The sequence below is a fragment of the Pseudobacteroides cellulosolvens ATCC 35603 = DSM 2933 genome, from assembly GCF_001262605.1.
Taxonomy (GTDB): domain Bacteria; phylum Bacillota; class Clostridia; order Acetivibrionales; family DSM-2933; genus Pseudobacteroides; species Pseudobacteroides cellulosolvens.
Genome location: NZ_LGTC01000001.1, coordinates 1077802 through 1096214 on the forward strand (window position 1 = coordinate 1077802; position 18413 = coordinate 1096214).

The window sequence follows — 18413 nt, forward strand, 5'->3', positions numbered from 1 at the left end:
ATTATGCAAAATAAAAGCTTAATTAAACATAAAAAAGAAATTTTATTATATTATAAATTATTGTCTATTTTATCTATAATATGTCTTGGTATCATATTTCCTTTTATATTTAGCTTTTTGCATAAAGCAGATTTAATATCTCCATATATTATTAACATACCATTAAAATATTTTTATATATTTTATAGTGTTTTAGGAATGGTTGTAGGGTTTACAATTAGCTATATTAAAATATTAAAACTAAAGTTGTTTTTAGAAAGTTGTTTACGTATAGAAAAAATTGAAGAAGATATATCAAAAATATTATATGAAAAGAATGATATTTATCAATCTTCCTAATAAATAGCCCTAAAATGGGCTTTATTTTATGTCGAAAATGCGTAAGGGTGAAGAATGAAGAATTCACTGGATTATCGAAATTTGGGTAGTTTTCCCCGCAAAAATTCGCCTTAAATCGTAATATCTTACCGCCCTTTACGTGCCTGTCAAAATTTATTCTGGGAACCCCGAAGTAATTAGTTCCTAATTGTCTATACCTGCCCGCGTTCGAACTCTCACCCCAAGAAAGTACAGAGATATTTTATAATGCAGTGTCGGGGTTCAACAAGCTTTAAGAGTGCATTAGGTCACTCGTTGAAGTAATGCTAATTTGTTTGAACTCACCCCCCGCCCCTTGAAGGGGAGGCAATTACCTTTCATTCTTGGCTTTTGATTTTACCTCCCCTTTTTGTCAAGGGATGACGGCATAAGTAGTAATAATAACGGGTCGCTCAACTTATACGTCATTAACCCTTGACATGGTCATCCTATTGGGTCGGCGGTCTTCGAAGCCAACAAGAATGAAAGGATGATGAATTATGAATATCGAATTTAATGGAAAATCAATTGCAAATTACAAACTTGAAGTTAGCCAAATAGAACTTTGGGAAATCAAGAACGCAATCAAAAGAAAATTGAAAAAAGAAAGAGAATTTATTGATGAGATGTACACTGAAAATCAAGATGAAGAATTTGAGAAATCAAACAGAACATTAATACTTATGCTTGAATCTATCGAAAAAATAATATAAGCCGGAGAAATCCGGCTTTTTTCCATTTCAAAAAACATTCTCTTTATTTCGTGTAATCTATTGTAAATCTTTTTACCCCATACCCCTATTATCTATTAATATTCAAAACAGACTATTTATTTAAAAATAATAACTTTTCTAAACTTTCTTCAAATCATTTAATTTAAGAGTACCTAAAAACTGAGTTAATCCTTCATCGTCACAAATCTCAATTTCACAATCAACATCACTATAAATTTCAAGAATGGTACCTTTTTGTCCTTTTATAAGACTATGTTCTGGTATGTCACATAATAATTCTACCACATCAAATTCTTTCATTATTTTCAATGCCCCCATATATAAAAATTTAATTTTATTTTACACTTCAAATATATTATTGTAAAAGCTTTTCCAAGCTTTTCTTAATTTTATCAAGTTCTTTCTTATATTTGCAAGTTTCACATTCAAAAAGTCTATCTTTAATACGGCGATTGCTTGAATGATCTTCAATAAAGTTTTCACAATATTGTGGTATGTAATGTCGATTATAATTGTTTCTGATGTTAATGCATCTAATACAATGATCTAAACATTCAGCACTATTAAGACAATAACCGCATCGACACCAGTAACAATTATATAAAGGTATTTTATAAGGCATTTTATATATCCTTTTTGCAATTTTTTAATTATTAAATTTCATATTTTAGTCGATTTTGGGTACGATCCGAACAGAATCTGCACAAAAACATGAAATTTAGACTATCGTTGACTGCATCACATATTAAGCAACTGCATCTATTTCAGCCATAATTTTTTGTACCTCTTCGCTAACAGAATCATCAACATATTTATTATCAGCAAAAGTAAAGTCATCAGGAACAATAGAAAATTGCTTGAGGTTAACAACTGATGTTGTCCATGATATTCCTGATTCAATTAATATCTTTTTATATTTGTAGAATGTAGCTTTTTTATAATTTTGCTTTGTTTGTTCTTCTCCAAACTGTACCATTTGTGTCCACATTGAATATAAACTATTAGATAATCTTGTATCAAATAATTCATTTAATTTTTCTAATACTAAGTCACTACGCCTTACGATATCCATTTGGTCGTCCTCCTTAATTATCTTTTTTAACTCTGAATCTCTGAATGATTCTAAGGTTTTATCATCAATCATATATACAAATACCTTCTCTGAATCATATAATTCTTTGAGTTTTCTTATTTTTATTGAACATTCAAAACGGATAGTTCTCATTGCTCTTTCTAATATTTTATCAAACTTAATTTTTAATAATGCTAGTTTATGACCAATATTATAATCACCATGAACTACAGAACAACTTTTATCTAATTCCCTTTTTATATATTTATCAATTCTCTTCCAGTCATGTTTTTTAAATTCAGGGCCCTTCCAGTAAAATTTATCAGTACATGTTGAACCAGAAAACATTAATGAAGTATCAAATATTATAGGTTTTCTTCTAGTATAATAAGCATTCTTTAAATTTTCCATAATTTTCTTACATATGGAATGATGCTTAAAAACAAATATTTTTGACACATCAATTTTTTCTACTTCCCACCAATGATAAGGTGGTAAATTAACATTCATTGCATTTTCTAAAAACTTTATTAAATACTTGACTGATTGTTGTATCTTTGTAGGACCACCGAAACAATTATGATTCATCATTAACTTATGTAAACTACATTCAACCTTTATATACCAAGGCACTTTTATTTTTTCAGGTATACCATTTTCATTAATCCAATCGGTATTATCTACTGTTAACCTTATTCTATAATCATAACTGCCTTCAAGTTCACCAGAAGTAAATTGATATAATATTTCTCCTGTTTCAAAATTTAGACCCTCATAAATATTGCAAAAAGTTATTATTTTATCTTTAGTAATATCATCTATTTCAGGAGATTTAATAATTATTGTATCGTACATTTTTGTTTAACCTCCATTAAAATTTTTTATTTTGTCTATGTACGTAGACTCTCGTCGGGTGTTACATAGACCCGACGTGTTTTTCTCTTCAAACTATCTACTGCTTTTGTAGGGGTTTTTCTTAAAGTCTGTAGCGAATGGGTACCCCCTCCACACAGTGGAGCCTCCCCCATTCACTACAGACTAAAATCCAAAGACCTGTCAAAAGCTGAATAGCTATCATAAAGATTAGAATACATTTTTTTGAATGTAAAAATTGTATTCCACACTTTTCATTTACACCATACCAATAGGTAACAACGACAAATGCCTTAAGCTGTAAAAGTGATATTATCATTCCTACAGTTCCAAAATTGTTAATTTTACGGTGCTTACAGTTATACTCAATAAATGCCCTAATCTGTCTATCAATAAGCCTATCATTCTGAGCAATTAATATAACGTTATATCCAAGATGCCTATGCAACTGAAAAAACTTTATCCAGTTTGGGCGGTCTTTTCTGGAATATTCCCTGGGATTAAATATTACAGGACATTCATCAATAATTAAAAGTGTCTGCCCTTCCCTACCCTTTTTATGATTATGTTTAGCAAAACATACAAGCAAAGTAGGATTAAGCTTAGAATTATCTATGTAAAGGAATTTTCCTATTTTATACTCTAACTTGCCCTGAAGCTTTTCTTTTACCTTTTCTTCTTTCTTAAATAGTCTTGCAATTTTTAATATAATATTCTTTATAGGCTTAAATTTAACTATTTCAAGATTAATAGGAAAATTAGATATTACATTATGTCCACGTCTTAATTTGAACATTATATCCCTTGCAACATTAAGACTTTTCCCACTTCCTGGTGTTCCTGAATTAAGATAAATCATATTTTAACACCCCTTATTTAATCATTCTTGCCCATCTCAAAATGAGCTGATAAGTATAATAGACAGCCACTACAATTAACCATGCTTCTAATATGCTAATCATTTGGGCTATAGGTAACACCCAATTTAGTCCACCAAGAAATGAATTTACATCGGCATTATTTACAGTGTGAAATGGTGAATCAGGCAAAAGATTTATAATCCTTGCAACTAATTCAATTAACTTTTGTGTAATGCCTCCAAAAATATCACCAAATATATCCATATTAATCACCTATAAACCTTCTTGAATTAATAATTAAAATAAAAGTGAAAATTAAAAGAGTTCCCCACCTTACAATTTTTGCCCATGCTTCAAACTGTGAAAAGTCTATAGTAAATTTACCTCCGCCCTTAAAAACAGAGTTTGAAAGGTCAATTTCCCATACGGGTGCTTTTGGTGTTGATTTTAATGCAACTACTGAATTATAAATGTCATATGGTATACAAAATGGAAACTTTCTTTTCATGAAATCACTTGGAATTGTTGGTGTATCTGTTCCCCATGTATTTGTTTCATTTGGGTCTGTCCATTCAAGCAAAACAAACTTTTTTGTAAATACAATTTTTCCAGTTGCATCCTTTATTTCAACTATGTTTTGTCCAATTTTATAAGGATTATTATATTTACCTTGCTCAACATTATAAAAATGATCATCGTAATAAGTTATTTGTTGATTTATAGGACAATCATTATATTTAACACCATTAACATATATAGAATGCAATTGTTTGTTATATGTACCAGTACGTAAAACATACCATGTTGGAGCATATTGATATGTCTTTTCATTGTCAAATCCTATTATGTCTATTTTATTTGCATTAGTTTGCACTATTTCGAATTGTACTTCTGCTAATATTTCTCCAAATCCCGGTTCTCCTGGTGCAAGTCCTGTATTTTCTATGGTTATGCGATTTATACCTGGTACATATGGAATAATTTTTCCGGGAACATAAAAACCACTTAATGATTCGGTTAAATCCCATATATAAGTCATATTCATTTCCCAATTACCATTTTTATCTTTTCCATATAAAATTACATCATAAGAAGAACCGTTGGTATCTGTAATTATTTGTATATTTGGATTTTCATCTATATATTTTTTTGAACCTATAGGACTAATAAATTCAAATGTTGGTATATGTTCGTTACTTATTTTGTGTATTGTGCCATCATCATATACTACATCATAATTAGTATATACAAATGTTTGCCACGTGCCACCATGATAAAAATTTGCTGTTTGAAACCATTGTGAAATTTGCCCATTGTACAATTCAACTTCTATATAATTTCCTGAATTCTGTTTCCATAGTTGTTCAGTTTTATTATTCATTATTAACTTATCTTGCGAGTATATTGTTGTAGATACTAATTTACCATTATTTATATGTTCAATTACTGTTATATAAGGATAGTCAATTGCATTATATTGCGTTAATGTTGTTGGTGATATTGTGTATGCAAAACAATTTATATAAAATCCTAAAGAAACAACTAATAAAATCATAACATATAGTATTTTTTTCATAACCTCACCGTCCCTTCAAAAAAAGGGACAGCCGAAGCCATCCCCATTCCCTTTGGCAAAATTATTTTGCCAGGCTTGCAAAAAACCTTTTGCCATACTTCCAAACCAAAAATGCACCAAATACAGCCAAACCATATGGAGCAACTTTGGCAAGACCTGCTAATACATCCGATTTGATAGCAGTAAAACCAGTATCCATAGCAGTTGCTGTTCCTTCATCAAGTGCAGCAAATGACTGTATTGATACCATTGCAACTGCTAAACAAGTAAAAATAACTGATAAAAGTTTCTTTTTGTTTAATCTTTTCATAAAAGACCCTCCCTCAATAATCTTCCCTCCCTCAATAATCTTTAAATTTCTTCATTTTCCTTTACCTATCATAGAATTTGATTTTATTTTTCACGACCATCATGGATAAATCACTTATAAAAGTGTTTTTCTGGAATGCAATGGTGAATCTCATTAAGCCTAACGCATTTTTTATTATGGCCTATTGGGATTCCACATAGTCTCCGGCGGCTACCCTCCCATGTCTCACAGGGTCAAATTGCCCTTAATTCCTTCGTTCAGCCTTTCCATGAGGTGGAATGTCAGTCATGCTCCAAAACTGGGTCTATGCCCTTAGGGAAAAATTCAATCCGACTATCCCGGCTCGTGTTTTTATTTCTATTCTGCCTTTATCTCCGCCGTTTTTAGGCATTTACGGCATCATCGAATATGTAGTTACATCTTATGCTGCTTTTGGTTCTATACGCTTAATATCTCTGATCATCTTCTCTCCGTCATAAGGAGTCCCTTTAGTTAACAATGTATAAAATACCCTTATCAACTTACAGCTGATTGCCATAATGGACTGCTTCTTTTTCAATGGATTTTTAATCCTGTTTGTATAATATAAATGTAGTTGCCTGAACTCAGCATTCTTGGCCACAAGTATCATAACCGCTTGGAATAAAAGCCTGCGAAGCCTCTTTCGACCTCTTTTACTTAAGGTGGTTTTTCCCTTATGCTTTCCAGAACTATTTTCTTTAAGGTTAAGTCCCGCAAGCTTTTGTATCTGTTTGGGATGCTCAAACCTTGATATATTTCCAACTTCTGCAATAAATCCAGCTACCGTGACAACTCCAATTCCTTTGATTGCAAGTAATTCTGTAATGTTAGGAACCTGTTGGAGTAGTTCTTCTATCAGACTAAGAGTGGCTTCCAGCTTTTTTGTTACAAATTCATACTCTTCTATTAAACTTAACAAGTCGTATTCAGCAGCTCTAAGGCCTTCCTTAATGCCTACACTCGTTTCTGCTGCCTTCATTAGTCTTACTGCATGTTTTGTTCCTACAGCACGCTTAATCTGAGATTTCCATTCATTCGCAATAGCTTCTATTCCTTTTGCAATAACCTTTTCAGGTGTTGCGAAGCTCTTTAACGCAATCATAGCTCCTTGTCCGCTCCAGTCCTTGAAAACAGTCTTGAATTCTGGAAAGTATATGGAAAGCCATCTTTGCACCTTGTTATTAATTACTGTCATATGCTTGATATAGCGTTCCCTGGTTTCCATTGATATCCTTAATTCTCTGAACACACCTTCAGGCATATACGGCTCCAGGTATCTTCCGTCTTTGACCAACATTGCAATTGTCTTTGGATCTTTGCGGTCATTTTTAGTAGGATTGTTGTCATCAAATTCCTTGCTTCTCTTTACATGCATAGGGTTTACTAAAACAACCTTTCTATTGTTTTCCTTTAGTGAGTATCCGAAATTGAACCAATAGTGCCCTGTAGGCTCCATTCCCACTATTAATTTTGATTTGTCATGCTTCATCATCAACTCGTGCGACCATTTTTCGAAGGCTTCAAAACCTACAGCATCATTGCTAATTTTGAATACTCCTGACAATTCTATTCCTCTGTAATCAAAGGCTCTGGCATAGTGAAATTCACTACCTACATCAACTCCAACCACCATTGTTGAAAAATCTAATTGATTAAGCTTTTCATTTTGTGTATACTTCATATTACATACCTCCGTTTTGGTTAGTCTTATTAAATTAGGAGTAAGTTACAAACCTTACATCCCGTATTCTAACCCGGAGGTATTTATTTTTCAAAGGTCATTTTATTTCATTACAGGAATGCTCCTTAAATATGTAATTAGATTATCTAAACAGTCTTAAACAGACCGTAAAGCCAAAACTTAAAAGAAATGCACTACCTGTAATTACTAAACCCCATTTCAAACCCATAAACACTAAACTAAAATCCATATCAGCACCACCTAAGAATTACGATTAAAGCATGATACAAATATCAAAACAACAACTGTTGCAATAAAGAAACCAAAAAATATATTAATTAAAGATATTGCATCGTTTACTGCTTTTAATGTCTGATATTCGTAATATGTACCATAAACCGCTTCATAAACTGCCATGACACTATACCTCTGAAAGTAATTCAAGTGAATCCAGTTTAACCTGGAGTTTACCTTTAACATTCTTAAATGCAAAGGTCATTGTGTAAAATGCTGGCACAACTGTAACTGAGCCGATTTTTTCAGTTGGAAGACTTTCTTTAACAACCTTTGTTCCTAAAGTGCCATCTTCATTTAATAAAGGTTTAAGAGAATCTACCGGAATATACTCAATTGTATTCCCTTCCCTTACTTCCCCTGTTCTTTCATCAACCATTGACCACTTGTTAGGATTGGCGAACGTTACAAGTCCGATTACTTTATTTTCCATGCTCATTCCTCCTCATCATCTTTATAATTACATTGTGTACAATGCCAAAATGCGTCTTCATAAATTCCCATTGCGTTACATCCGATGTCAACCATTTCTGCCCCACAGTTAGGACAATTCATAACAACCCCCTCCACATCGAACAATCGTTCTAATATTATTGTACTACTTGTGTAACCTATTAGCAAAACAGTTATTCCTACTTCTGTAACCTATTAGTAAAACGAAAATATTTTTAAAAATCATATAACTGACAACATCAAACGTATTACACTTTTAATTATATATCTGTATAACATTCAATGTCAATAGTATGATATATTATATCTTAGGCAATATGTTATAATACTTTTAAAATATACTTAGAAAGGATGTTTTTAATGGCAAAAGATATTTTCACACTAAGAATTACACCTGAAATTTTGAATAAAATTAAAGCTATAGCAGGAATAGAAAAAAGAACAACAGCAACACAAATAGAGTATGCATTAGAAATATATATAAAAGACTATGAAAAATTACATGGTAAAGTTGAAGTAAAAGATAATGATGAATAAAAGGTGAATTATGCAAAATAAAAGCTTAATTAAACATAAAAAAGAAATTTTATTATATTATAAATTATTGTCTATTTTATCTATAATATGTCTTGGTATCATATTTCCTTTTATATTTAGCTTTTTGCATAAAGCAGATTTAATATCTCCATATATTATTAACATACCATTAAAATATTTTTATATATTTTATAGTGTTTTAGGAATGGTTGTAGGGTTTACAATTAGCTATATTAAAATATTAAAACTAAAGTTGTTTTTAGAAAGTTGTTTACGTATAGAAAAAATTGAAGAAGATATATCAAAAATATTATATGAAAAGAATGATATTTATCAATCTTCCTAATAAATAGCCCTAAAATGGGCTTTATTTTATGTCGAAAATGCGTAAGGGTGAAGAATGAAGAATTCACTGGATTATCGAAATTTGGGTAGTTTTCCCGCAAAAATTCGCCTTAAATCGTAATATCTTACCGCCCTTTACGTGCCTGTCAAAATTTATTCTGGGAACCCCGAAGTAATTAGTTCCTAATTGTCTATACCTGCCCGCGTTCGAACTCTCACCCCAAGAAAGTACAGAGATATTTTATAATGCAGTGTCGGGGTTCAACAAGCTTTAAGAGTGCATTAGGTCACTCGTTGAAGTAATGCTAATTTGTTTGAACTCACCCCCGCCCCTTGAAGGGGAGGCAATTACCTTTCATTCTTGGCTTTTGATTTTACCTCCCCTTTTTGTCAAGGGATGACGGCATAAGTAGTAATAATAACGGGTCGCTCAACTTATACGTCATTAACCCTTGACATGGTCATCCTATTGGGTCGGCGGTCTTCGAAGCCAACAAGAATGAAAGGATGATGAATTATGAATATCGAATTTAATGGAAAATCAATTGCAAATTACAAACTTGAAGTTAGCCAAATAGAACTTTGGGAAATCAAGAACGCAATCAAAAGAAAATTGAAAAAAGAAAGAGAATTTATTGATGAGATGTACACTGAAAATCAAGATGAAGAATTTGAGAAATCAAACAGAACATTAATACTTATGCTTGAATCTATCGAAAAAATAATATAAGCCGGAGAAATCCGGCTTTTTTCCATTTCAAAAAACATTCTTTTTATTTCGTGTAATCAGATATTAATCTTTTCCCTTATATCCTATTATAAATAAATAAATTATCTATACATAGTTAACTCAAATCATCTCTATACATTAATATTATAAAAAAACTCAATAAACATGAAACCATTATCTTCTTTGTATATTTATCATCTTTAAATGCAAAAAATCATCATCAATATTATGTGATGAGTAATTTCTCATTACATAAGTTACAAGCAAACATATAGTTTGTTTTTTATAAATATCTATTGTGGATTCTTGCAATTCAATAAGGTTTTTTAGTACTAAAATACTATTATCTCTAGCATTAGTTTTAAACTCTTTTGTAAATAATTGATTATAAGACTCTTTAATAATCTTGAGTACTCATATGCAATATTCATTATTAATTCATAATGAGATAATATTTTTTCCTCAAGCATTTCATTCATAAGCATATCAATCTCATTATAATAGTTATATTTTTCTATTCTTGTTCCAATATAATTATCTGCATCAAAAATTTTATTATTTGTATCTCTTTCAATAAATAAACATATCATTTTACTTTAACCTCTTTTTTAATCAAATTATCCTACCTTTACTAAATAACGTATATAAACTATTATAATATATTTTTTTATATTAAAAAGACAAATTCTTTGCATAAATAAAAAAGCCTAAAATTAGGCTTTATGTATAACACAAAATTATAATTATTAAAAAATCAATTCAATATCATTTTTGCCATCTCATCAGAAACTATCTTATTTCCTTTGCTGTTTATATGGCATGCATCTATAAATATATTATCCTTTTTATTCAAAAATAGCTCTGACCAGTCAAAAGCTGCAACATTCTGCTTTTTTAAACTTTCTATTGAATTTCTAAGTGCAGCATAGCCTTCATCACAAGCTAAAAAGATTTTAGGCATGTACTTCTTTGCCCAATTGTGCACTCTTTTTGCATCCTCATAACTATCAGGATAATTCCCATAGACTCCTACAGGTTGGACAATACAATAATACTTAAAGCCGTACTGAACCGAAAGATTGTACATTTTTAGATTGTTGTCGGTAAATACTTCGCCTGTTTTTACAGCCAGCTTTTTGACCTTGGAAATATCGTTCATATGCTCTGATACAGACCTTATATTATCGCTATTTTTATCAGATTCAAGCCTAATGCGTTTGTATATATTGCTTGGTACTACTTTTGATATAAACTCTTTAACTTTGTTACGGCTTTCGTAATCGAACATTACACCTTCAGGCTCATTGAAGTAAATTCCGTTAACAATATCGTTATAAGCATGATAACCAATTACTATATCTGGCTTTAACCCTGCTTTCAGCTCAAACTCGAGCCTTTCAAGTTCCTGGCTCGAATTTGCCGAGTCTACCCCTGCATTAATTACAAAATACTTGTTTTTTCCTGAAGAATTCAGAATTTCGGAAAGCTGGCTGCTTATGGTAAGATTATCCGGGACATCATTACAATACATTGTGGAGCCGCCCAACATTAGCACCTTTATAACATCATTGTCATCATAGTTGTATTTGTTTATGGTTCTACGTACAACATTTTTTGATCCAAAAGCTGCCGGTTCGGCATTTATGTACTTTCCGTAAAACTCCTTTTTAAATATAAGCCTTGTTCCTTCAGGTGTATTCCACTCTCCGGGCTTCATTGCTGCATATTTTTCCAATAAAAACTCATGAGAGTAAAATGGTTCAGTTTCATAGGCTGCTTTAGCAGCTATCTCAAGTTCTGACTCCCAAGGTTTTATTGGATTAATGTACCCATAGATTACATCTACCAAAAAGAAAAGTATATATGACACCAGTACGATAATTACTGTTGTCTTAATATAATACATAATCTTTTTGTAATGCTTTTCTATTTTTCCCTTAAATATAATCATCAATAACCCTAAAAAGAACAGGAATATATCAAAACCCCAAATAGCATATCTTCCTGAAGAATCTCCGATTATTCCATCTGATGTAAACAGCCTTGCAATGGTATATTCATTTACTAACAGTACTGAAATCAGGAATATAATTCCTACTAACTTTATATGTTTCTTCATTGTTTTTCTCCTTAAAACAGTGAATATATAAATGGTGCAAGAGCAGAACCTGGAACAACAACTACAAGTACACCTATGACTAAAAGTACAATTATTATAGGCATTAGCCAGAATTTCTTTCTTACTTTCATAAAGCCCCATAAATCTTTAAGCAAGTCCAACATTAAAAAGGCACCTCCATTCTTTCAACAGGTATTTGGTTACTTTTCTTACGATATGTATTTGCCGTAGCATCAAATTTATCATCTAAAGGCCTGTATCCAAATAGTTTCATAACAATTCCTATCGGTGTGATAACAATAAAAAACACTACAATAAGAAGTATTGTTGTGTTTATACGGCCTAAAAACATACCTATCTTCATCCACACTTTATAGAAATTTTTAAGGGTGGATGGCATAATTAATGCCCACATAAATAATATAGCTGCTACTATCCAAGGCCATATTCCATAAGGCTTATGTCTTAAAAATGGAATTAGTAAGCCAAATAGTAAACCTATTGCAATACTTAAGGTGAAACCAAACCGTCTTAATTCCTTTAAATCCATACCTTTGTTATCTATATCTTTATTAGATTGCATTTTAAATCCCCCTAATCCAGCTCAAATTCAGTTTTCCATGATTCATCTTTTTGAACCTTTGGCTGATCATTTTTGGCCAATATAAAATTTTCAAGTACAAGATAATCCATATCGGTACGCATAAAGCAGCGGTATGCATCCTCAGCAGTACAAACTATAGGTTCTCCACGGACATTGAAGGAAGTGTTCACAATAACGCTGCAACCGGATAACTTCCCAAACTCTTTAATAAGTCTATAATATCTTGGATTTGTTTCTTCATGAACTGTTTGTACCCTGGCAGAATAATCAACATGTGTAACGGCGGGGATTGAAGAACGTGCAACATTGAGTTTTTCAATACCAAAAAGCTCATCCTGCTCTTTAGTCATGTTAACCCGTATGTCTTGTACAACCGGAGCTACCAGAAGCATGTATGGGCTTTCATGATCCAGCTGAAAATAGTCTCCTGCTTTTTCATGAAGAACAGAAGGTGCAAATGGCCTGAAGGATTCACGATACTTTATTTTAAGGTTCATTACAGATTGCATTTTTGAGTTTCTGGGATCGCCTATAATAGAACGGCCACCAAGAGCCCTCGGACCAAATTCCATACGCCCTTGAAACCAACCTATGACCTTGCCTTCCACAAGTATTTTTGCCAGATTTGCATACAATTCGTCATCATTGAGATTCTTGTATTTAGCTTTTACAGAATCCAAGTAATCTTTTATACTCTCTGGTTTTTGTGAAGGACCTAAATATGAACCTTTCATGCTATCGCCTTTAGCAGAATTTCGTGGCTGCTTTAAGTATTGATGCCATACTGAAAGGGCAGCTCCCAGTGCCCCGCCCGAGTCTCCAGATGCAGGCTGTATCCATATATCTTTGAAAATACCTTCACTTAATACTCGTCCGTTTGCAACACAGTTAAGTGCAACTCCGCCTGCTAAACATAGGTTCTCTGCTCCTGTTTCTTTTTTTATTGTGCGGGAAAGCCTTAATATGATTTCTTCTGTAACTTGCTGTATAGAGCGAGCTATGTCCATTTCACGCTGTGTAATAACTGATTCAGACTTTCTTGGAGGTCCGCCAAAAAGTTTGTGAAATTCATTGCTTGTCATTGTAAGACCTGTAGTATAGTTGAAGTACTTCATATTTAATCTAAAAGTACCATCGTCTTTAAGATCAATTATATTATCAAGAATCAAATCAACATAGGTTGGGTTACCGTAAGGAGCTAGTCCCATTAATTTATATTCTCCGGAATTTACTTTAAAGCCGGTATAGTATGTAAAGGCAGAATATAAAAGACCTAATGAGTGTGGGAAATCCATTTGCCAAAGAGGAGTCAAACTATTATCTTCACCCATCCATACAGATGTTGTAGCCCATTCCCCAACACCATCAACACATAAAACAGCAGCTTTTTTAAATGGGCTTGGATAAAATGCAGATGCTGCATGGGACATGTGATGCTCGGTAAAGAGCAGCTGCGGGAGCTCATTAACCTTGCAATTACCTAAAGAAGCCAGCTCTGTTTTTAAGAGTTTTTTAAGGAACAACTTTTCCTTAAGCCATATCGGCATTGATTTAATATAGGAAGCAAATCCTCGAGGAGAGCATGATATATATGTCTCAAGTAATCTTTCAAACTTTAATAAAGGCTTTTCGTAATAAACTATCTTATCTACATCACGAATACTTATTTTTGCTTCGGACAGACAATAATTTACAGCGTTTACCGGGAACCTTTCATCTTGCTTTTTCCTTGTAAATCTTTCTTCCTGGGCTGCCGCTATTATTACGCCATCAACTAATAGTGCAGCGGCACTATCATGATAATATGCGGATATCCCAAGTATTTTTTCCATCCTAACACCTCCCCCATATAATTAAAAAAATAAATTTGTATTTGATTACTTCTAAAAAATATATATATAAAATTATATGTTAATTTTGTATCATAGACAATAAAAAAATTAAAAACACCCTAATTTAGACAAAAAAAGTGGAGAGAATTTTCATCCTCTCCACTTATGTTGAATATTATCCATTAATATTTCCCAAATTCATTATTACTTAAAGAAATCTTCTTTATACCTGAAGCTCCACCTATTGCAGATGGCTTTTTATTTGTAGACATATTCTCAATCATTTTCAACACTTCAGGATTAAGATCATTACTGCTATCAGTTTTCTTAAGATTAAATTTATTTACCATTTCCTTGAGGACTTCTGCCTGACTGGAAAGCTCTTCACTTGCAGCTGCACTTTCTTCTGACGTAGCAGAGTTTGTTTGAGTAACTTGTGATACCTGCATTATACCTTGATTAACCTGTGCAATACCTGAGGCCTGCTCATTAGAAGCAGAAGCAATATCTCCTACCAGGTTTGCAGCTTTTGCTACACCGTCAACTATTTTATTGAGGGCTTCTGCTGTATCATTAGCAATCCTGGTTCCACCCTCAACCTTCTTAATAGAACCTTCAATAAGCACCGTTGTTTCTTTAGCAGCATTAGCAGACCTTGCAGCGAGATTTCTTACTTCCTCTGCTACCACTGCAAAACCCTTGCCGTGCTGTCCTGCTCTTGCAGCTTCTACAGCAGCATTAAGTGCGAGTATGTTTGTTTGGAATGCGATTTCATCAATGACTTTTATAATCTTTGAAATGTTTGCTGAAGATTCATTAATATCACCCATTGCCTTTAACATTCCAGCCATTTGTTCATTTCCTTTGACTGCATCCTGTTTAGCCGATAGAGCCAATTCATTCGCCTGATTTGCATTAACGGCATTCTGCTTGGTTTGAGAAGCAATTTCATCCATTGAAGCTGTTAATTCTTCAATTGAACTGGCTTGTTCCGTAGATCCCTGTGATAAAGCCTGTGCAGAATCAGATATCTGTCTGGAGCCTGAAGCCACCTGTATAGCAGCAATGTTTATATCATTTAAAACATCATTAAAGGATTTTAATGTGAAATTAAGATCATTTTTTATTTTAGCATATTCGCCTTTATAATCGCCGGTCATGCTAACTGTAAGATTACCTTTAGCCATTTCCTGCATGACAGATGTAGCCTCTTGTATTGGTTCGGCAAAAGCTTCCATTGTCTTATTCATACCCTCAATGATTTCTTTATACCCACCTTTAAATTTACTCTCATTCCCTCTTACATCCAATTCACCATCTATTGCAGCTTTGGCAAGAATACCTGCCTCGCTTACCAAATCACGTATTGATCTCATGGCTTCGATACAGGCAGGCATAATCTTATCATTTTCGGATCTTTTTCCTATCTTTTCAAAATCTTCCAACTTGCTTGAATCACCTTTACCAACGCGTTCAAAAGCATCCTGTATACTTATTAATCTGGTATGGACTTGATTTATAGCTTCTGCAAACTCTTTAAATGTACCTTTATATTGGCCGGTCATTTGTGTAGTAAAATCATTGACAGAAATCTTTTCAAGTACTTTCTTTGCTTCTGTTAAAGGTATTTCTATTGCATCAATGGTATCGTTTACACCTTTAACGATTGTTGCATATCCACCCTTTAGCTTATTAACATCGCTTCGAACAGAAATTTTACCCTCCGTGGCAGCTTTTGCAAGCATAGTCGTCTCATCAATAAGTGTATAAAGTGAGGCCCTTACTTTATTAAGGTTATCAATTAATACCCTGAAATCACCCTTATACTTATTTTCTATTATTTCCAACTCTTCACCTTTTGACATTTTTTCTATGTACCCTGCTGCAAAATTTAGTGGTTCCATGACAGCATCAAGCGTATTATTAATGCCCTCGACGATTTTTCTATACTCCCCATTGTGCTGCGAAGCATTTGCTCTTGATTCAAGATTGCCGTTAATTGCAGAAGATACAAGAGTTTCTGCATCACTGATCATTAGGTTAAGTGCTGATTTAACTTTAGTGAGACTATTATTGATCTTTACAAAGTTTTCTCTGGCTTCTTTGGTAAATTGGTCTGCTTCTTTTACACTAAGATCCATATCCAGTCTTCCTTCAGCCAGCATATCTAAATTTGCAGCAAGACGTTCAACTTCTTCTTTTGTGTAGGAATTTACTTTAAGAATTGATGTTAGGTCGGTAACAACCTCAACAAACCCAATACTTTCACCCTTCCTATTTCTAAGATATGAAGTGTCCTGTTTGCAGCTCATTCCGCACCAGTCAAAATAGCTTTCGGCTTTACCCTTTAAAAGTTGCTTTATACCACAGTTTTGCGTATTACAAATATTGGCTCCAGCATTACTGCATTGTCTGCCATATCCATCCTTTCGTTCCCTCACTACGCCCTGTTCAATCATCAATTTCTCAAAGGATTTATTCATATAAGTCCAGTTCATATCATTATCAGTTACATGTATTGGGAAAGGCACTGCATCAATAATCGCCTCATACCATGCATTCCTATCGTTTACCGTATCCAATGTCTGGTTTACACCTTCTACTATCTTCCTGTATTGCCCATCATGTTTTTGAGCATCCGCTCTTACTGAAAACTTACCTGCAATTGCTGAATCGGAAAGCATGGATACATCTCCAATCAGCTTTCCTATTGCTTCCTTTGTTTTCTCCAAGGAGTTGTTTATTTTTATAAAGTCCTCTCTTGCTTCTTCTGTAAATTGGTTGCTTTCAGCTACTTGCATATTCAGATTGAGATCGCCTTTTGAAAGTAAATCAAGGTTAGATGCCAAACGATCTACTTCTTTTTTTGTGTATTCATTAACACTTAATATGGAAGACAAGTCAGTTACTACTTCAACATATCCTACTACCTCTCCTTTTGCATTTCTTAAATGTGAAGTATCTTGTTTGCAATTCATACCGCACCAATCAAAATAGCTTTCCGGAACCCCTTTTTGAAGTTGCTTGATACCACATTTCTGAGTATTGCAAATATTAGCCCCAGCATGGCTGCAAGCTTTTCCATATCCAGACCTGCGGTTTTTAATTACACCCTGTTCAATCATTAATTTTTCAAAGGCTTTATTCATGTAAGTCCAGTTCATATCTCCATCAGTAACATGAATAGGAAAAGGAACAGCGTCGATAATTTCTTCATACCAGGCCATTCTTTCTGCAATTTTTTTTAGCAGCGATATTATTCCTTCCGAATCTTTTGAATCTGATTCAATAGTAATGTTTGTCTCACCAGCAGCTATTTTTTCAGCCATTACCACAATCTTATTAAATGCTTTATCGCTAAACCATTTCATAACTCGCTCTCCTTTTTATAAGTTTTATAAAGTAAAACATTCTGGGCTATATATTTATCGGACATTATGTAAACAATATTAATAATTAGCATCTGATTATCCAAGCAACAAAAAAATGAGAGGATTTGATCCCCTCATTTATATTGAAAAATAGAATATTATGTAAGAGCATTGATAATTTTCATACCTTTAACCGCATAACCTGCAGGTGCCAAAAGAAACACATGCCTTTAACTGCTCGCATATATATTTATACTCGCTTATACTGATACCATACTTGTCAAGTATCTGCTGTGTAGGCATAGCGGGTTTAAATGCCATGTTGCCGCACATATTAGGTCTGCGTTTATCAGGTGAGATATCATACTTATCGCCAAAATCCTTATAATTTGCCTTAATACCGTTAATTTTAAACATTTTAGTCTCGCATATTGTGCTGTATACGTCTAATTCCAATTTCATTTAAAACCACTCCTTCTATAGACATTTTCATTATTCATAAGGTTAAAATTTTGTTAATTGTTTGACAATTTAATTTTACTGCAATCAAAACTACCCAACAATTATAATTTTTCAGCCTGTCAAATGGTCTTTTCAGCTACCTGATTGTTAGATACGGTATAGAGATTCGTGGTTTTAATCTC

The 18413-nt window shown here is 32.9% G+C and carries 21 protein-coding genes; 5 read left to right on the top strand and 16 right to left on the bottom strand.

All coding sequences use genetic code 11. The features are described from left to right. Positions 1 to 3 precede the first annotated feature (3 nt). Both Bccel_RS04485 and Bccel_RS04490 read left to right on the top strand, forming a co-directional pair. Complete coding sequence (locus Bccel_RS04485; RefSeq protein WP_036940297.1) at positions 4 to 339, top strand: hypothetical protein; 336 nt, start codon at positions 4 to 6, stop codon at positions 337 to 339. A gap of 518 nt (positions 340 to 857) precedes the next feature. Then, positions 858 to 1070, top strand: coding sequence for a hypothetical protein (locus Bccel_RS04490; protein ID WP_036940300.1), 213 nt, complete (start codon positions 858 to 860; stop codon positions 1068 to 1070). Positions 1071 to 1208: 138 nt separating this feature from the next. Here Bccel_RS04490 and Bccel_RS04495 read toward each other — a convergent pair whose 3' ends face one another. From Bccel_RS04495 to Bccel_RS04530, 9 genes are all read right to left on the bottom strand, one after another. Continuing rightward, complete coding sequence (locus tag Bccel_RS04495) at positions 1209 to 1391, bottom strand: DUF4926 domain-containing protein (protein ID WP_036945595.1); 183 nt, start codon at positions 1389 to 1391, stop codon at positions 1209 to 1211. A gap of 445 nt (positions 1392 to 1836) precedes the next feature. Then, positions 1837 to 3018 carry a phage/plasmid replication protein, II/X family gene (locus Bccel_RS04500; RefSeq protein ID WP_036945594.1) on the bottom strand — a complete coding sequence of 394 codons (1182 nt, stop codon included), beginning with the start codon at positions 3016 to 3018 and terminating at the stop codon, positions 1837 to 1839. Between the two features lie 121 nt (positions 3019 to 3139). Next, positions 3140 to 3895 (bottom strand): zonular occludens toxin domain-containing protein, encoded by a 756-nt coding sequence (locus Bccel_RS04505; protein WP_050753115.1) that lies wholly within the window; start codon positions 3893 to 3895, stop codon positions 3140 to 3142. 13 nt (positions 3896 to 3908) lie between these two features. Further along, the gene (locus Bccel_RS04510) at positions 3909 to 4160 is read right to left on the bottom strand and encodes a hypothetical protein (protein ID WP_036945609.1); all 252 of its coding nucleotides are present in this window, start codon (positions 4158 to 4160) and stop codon (positions 3909 to 3911) included. Position 4161: 1 nt separating this feature from the next. Next, entirely contained in the window at positions 4162 to 5472 is a 1311-nt protein-coding gene (locus tag Bccel_RS04515) for a hypothetical protein (protein WP_036945593.1), read from the bottom strand. 61 nt (positions 5473 to 5533) lie between these two features. Continuing rightward, the gene (locus Bccel_RS04520) at positions 5534 to 5782 is read right to left on the bottom strand and encodes a hypothetical protein (RefSeq protein WP_050753116.1); all 249 of its coding nucleotides are present in this window, start codon (positions 5780 to 5782) and stop codon (positions 5534 to 5536) included. A 421-nt stretch (positions 5783 to 6203) separates the two neighbouring features. Next, on the bottom strand, positions 6204 to 7484 hold the full coding sequence (locus Bccel_RS04525) for an IS110 family RNA-guided transposase (RefSeq protein ID WP_036945548.1): 1281 nt from the start codon (positions 7482 to 7484) through the stop codon (positions 6204 to 6206). Between the two features lie 261 nt (positions 7485 to 7745). Beyond that, positions 7746 to 7901: a hypothetical protein gene (locus Bccel_RS30095; protein ID WP_154673454.1), complete on the bottom strand. Its 156-nt coding sequence runs from the start codon at positions 7899 to 7901 to the stop codon at positions 7746 to 7748. Between the two features lie 4 nt (positions 7902 to 7905). Continuing rightward, positions 7906 to 8211: a hypothetical protein gene (locus tag Bccel_RS04530; RefSeq protein ID WP_036940293.1), complete on the bottom strand. Its 306-nt coding sequence runs from the start codon at positions 8209 to 8211 to the stop codon at positions 7906 to 7908. Between the two features lie 380 nt (positions 8212 to 8591). Here Bccel_RS04530 and Bccel_RS30705 point away from each other — a divergent pair, with 380 nt between their 5' ends. The 3 genes from Bccel_RS30705 to Bccel_RS04540 all read left to right on the top strand — a co-directional run bounded on the left by Bccel_RS30705 (position 8592) and on the right by Bccel_RS04540 (position 9843). After that, complete coding sequence (locus Bccel_RS30705) at positions 8592 to 8768, top strand: hypothetical protein (RefSeq protein ID WP_162838927.1); 177 nt, start codon at positions 8592 to 8594, stop codon at positions 8766 to 8768. A gap of 10 nt (positions 8769 to 8778) precedes the next feature. Beyond that, positions 8779 to 9114, top strand: a complete 336-nt coding sequence (locus Bccel_RS04535) for a hypothetical protein (RefSeq protein WP_036940297.1) — start codon at positions 8779 to 8781, stop codon at positions 9112 to 9114. Between the two features lie 516 nt (positions 9115 to 9630). Further along, the gene (locus tag Bccel_RS04540) at positions 9631 to 9843 is read left to right on the top strand and encodes a hypothetical protein (RefSeq protein ID WP_036940300.1); all 213 of its coding nucleotides are present in this window, start codon (positions 9631 to 9633) and stop codon (positions 9841 to 9843) included. 332 nt (positions 9844 to 10175) lie between these two features. Here Bccel_RS04540 and Bccel_RS04545 read toward each other — a convergent pair whose 3' ends face one another. The 7 genes from Bccel_RS04545 to Bccel_RS04570 form a co-directional block, all read right to left on the bottom strand. After that, positions 10176 to 10433, bottom strand: coding sequence for a hypothetical protein (locus tag Bccel_RS04545; protein WP_036940303.1), 258 nt, complete (start codon positions 10431 to 10433; stop codon positions 10176 to 10178). A gap of 164 nt (positions 10434 to 10597) precedes the next feature. Continuing rightward, entirely contained in the window at positions 10598 to 11962 is a 1365-nt protein-coding gene (locus tag Bccel_RS04550; RefSeq protein WP_036940306.1) for an SGNH/GDSL hydrolase family protein, read from the bottom strand. 11 nt (positions 11963 to 11973) lie between these two features. Beyond that, positions 11974 to 12126 (bottom strand): DUF5989 family protein, encoded by a 153-nt coding sequence (locus tag Bccel_RS30710; protein ID WP_162838928.1) that lies wholly within the window; start codon positions 12124 to 12126, stop codon positions 11974 to 11976. After that, complete coding sequence (locus Bccel_RS04555) at positions 12126 to 12545, bottom strand: SxtJ family membrane protein (RefSeq protein WP_050753117.1); 420 nt, start codon at positions 12543 to 12545, stop codon at positions 12126 to 12128. Before Bccel_RS04555 ends, Bccel_RS30710 begins: the two co-directional genes overlap by 1 nt. 11 nt (positions 12546 to 12556) lie before the next feature. Next, positions 12557 to 14398 carry a carbamoyltransferase family protein gene (locus tag Bccel_RS04560; RefSeq protein ID WP_036940308.1) on the bottom strand — a complete coding sequence of 614 codons (1842 nt, stop codon included), beginning with the start codon at positions 14396 to 14398 and terminating at the stop codon, positions 12557 to 12559. Positions 14399 to 14580: 182 nt separating this feature from the next. Next, on the bottom strand, positions 14581 to 17769 hold the full coding sequence (locus Bccel_RS28705; RefSeq protein ID WP_050753118.1) for a methyl-accepting chemotaxis protein: 3189 nt from the start codon (positions 17767 to 17769) through the stop codon (positions 14581 to 14583). 189 nt (positions 17770 to 17958) lie between these two features. Then, positions 17959 to 18231, bottom strand: coding sequence for a hypothetical protein (locus tag Bccel_RS04570; protein WP_036940310.1), 273 nt, complete (start codon positions 18229 to 18231; stop codon positions 17959 to 17961). Positions 18232 to 18413 lie beyond the last annotated feature (182 nt).